The sequence below is a fragment of the Halomonas sp. 707D4 genome, from assembly GCF_024158685.1.
Lineage (GTDB): Bacteria > Pseudomonadota > Gammaproteobacteria > Pseudomonadales > Halomonadaceae > Vreelandella.
Map to the genome: position 1 here is coordinate 1 of NZ_JAMZBD010000561.1, position 1782 is coordinate 1782.

Sequence of the window (1782 nt, forward strand, 5' to 3'; positions counted from 1 at the left end):
GGGTGGCGATAGGCTCGAGCCCGCTCGCCGCAAGAAGAGAGGCGCGCTCGTGCTGGCCTGGGTCGAGCGCGAGGTGGCAAAGCGTCACCGCCGAGGCCGCCAGCCACGGGCGTACGCCGTCGAGCAGCGCCTGTGCGGCGGCGTCGATAACCTCGGGCAGCCACAGCCGGGCGGTCTTCGTCGTCAGCGGCTCCACCCAGAGCGCCGAGACGATGTGCTCGCCTCTGCTTGCAACCCACAGGCCCTCCCAGGCGGCCTCGCCCGTGGCCTTGGCGCGCTGCAAGGCGGCGTTGAGCGCGGGTTGGCTGGCCGGGTCGTGAACCGCCTCCAGCTGCAGCAGCGCCTCGCGCCGCCGAGGTGCCGGGCAGGGCGCGATACAAGAGTGGTCTAAAGGCTTGTGGCGTGGCATGTTAGGTTTCCGGCGCTTGGCGAGCGTTTGAAAAGCGTTTTCAAGCCGCGCTCGAGCAGCTTGTTCTCACTGGAAGGAGTCATCCGCCCCTATGCGTATTCTGCTGGTCGAAGACGATCCCAGCCTGGCCTCGGGCATTCGCCTGGCCTTGAAGCCCGAGCACTATACCGTGGATCATCTTACCAGCGGTGTGGAGGCCTTGAACGCGTTGAAGAACGAGCCATTCGACGCGGTGATCCTGGACCTTGGTCTGCCCAGGGTGGACGGCATGGAGGTTCTCGAGACGGTCCGCCGCCAGGGCAACCGGGTCCCCATTCTGGTGCTCACCGCCCGCGACGACGTCGACAGCCGTATCGCCGGGCTCGACGCCGGCGCCGACGACTATCTCACCAAGCCCTTCGAGGTGGACGAGCTGAAAGCGCGCCTGCGCGCGCTTCTGCGCCGCAGTCAGGGCCAGACCACCAGGCTCTTGTGCTGTCGCGGCATCACCCTCGACCCGCATACCCTGAGCGTCACCTGCCAGTCGCGGGAGGTGGCGCTGTCGCGTCGGGAGCTTGCGCTGTTGCAGGAGTTCATGAGCCACCCCGGGCGGGTGTTCACCCGCGATACCCTGGCCCAGCTGGTGTATGGCTGGGAGGAGGATGTCGAGAGCAACGCCATCGAGGTGCACGTCCACCACCTGCGCAAGAAACTCTTCAGCGACGTGATTCGCACCGTGCGCGGCATCGGCTACGTGATGGACAAGCCCCAGGACACGCCGCCATGAATTCGATCCGCCGTCGAACGCTCGGGCTTGCGCTGCTGGTCTTCGGCCTCAGCATGCTGGTGATCGGCTTCATCAGCTACCGCTACGCCGCCCAGGAGATCGAGGAGCTCTACGACGCCAGCCTGTCCCAGAACGCCCGACTGCTCGAGGGCCTGCTGCAGGCGCCCTTGCCCGACGCCGACCGCGCGGTGCTGATCGACAGCCTGGAAAGCGCGCTGCGCGAGGCCGAGCTCGGACCACAGCGCGCCACCGGCCATCGCTACGAGAGCAAGCTCGCCTTCCAGCTCTGGGAAGACGACGCGCTGCTGCTGCGCTCGGCGAGTGCCCCGGATGCGCCACTCGCCGCCTACCCGCCGGGCTACTCGTCGGTCATGATCGGCGAGCACGAGTGGCGGATCTACGTGCTCGACGTGGCCGGCACCCCCCGCCAGGTGGTGGTCGGCGAGCGCGAGGACGTGCGCGACGAGCTGATCACCCGCGTGGCGCTGCGCACGCTGCTGCCGGACCTGTTCGGCCTGCCGCTTCTCACGGCGCTTTTATGGTGGTCGATCGGCTGGGGGCTGGCACCGCTGTCGCGCATGGCCGAGCAGATCAGAAACCGCGACCC

At 67.8% G+C, this 1782-nt stretch carries 2 protein-coding genes and 1 pseudogene; 2 read left to right on the top strand and 1 reads right to left on the bottom strand.

Annotated elements, in window-relative coordinates:
- A pseudogene (locus BIS11_RS16555) lies at positions 1–409 on the bottom strand (GNAT family N-acetyltransferase); the annotation flags it as partial.
- 91 nt (positions 410–500) lie between these two features.
- On the opposite strand from BIS11_RS16555, the gene BIS11_RS16560 reads away from it, so the two are divergent.
- On the top strand, positions 501–1175 hold the full coding sequence (locus BIS11_RS16560) for a response regulator transcription factor (protein WP_253424729.1): 675 nt from the start codon (positions 501–503) through the stop codon (positions 1173–1175).
- On the top strand, positions 1172–1782 hold a 611-nt coding region (locus BIS11_RS16565), incomplete at its 3' end, for a sensor histidine kinase N-terminal domain-containing protein (RefSeq protein ID WP_253586586.1). The genes BIS11_RS16560 and BIS11_RS16565, both read left to right, overlap by 4 nt.

Bases quoted from the DNA above. Each gene is read 5' to 3' on its own strand.
- BIS11_RS16560 (WP_253424729.1), top strand. From the start codon at position 501: ATGCGTATTCTGCTGGTCGAAGACGATCCCAGCCTGGCCTCGGGCATT.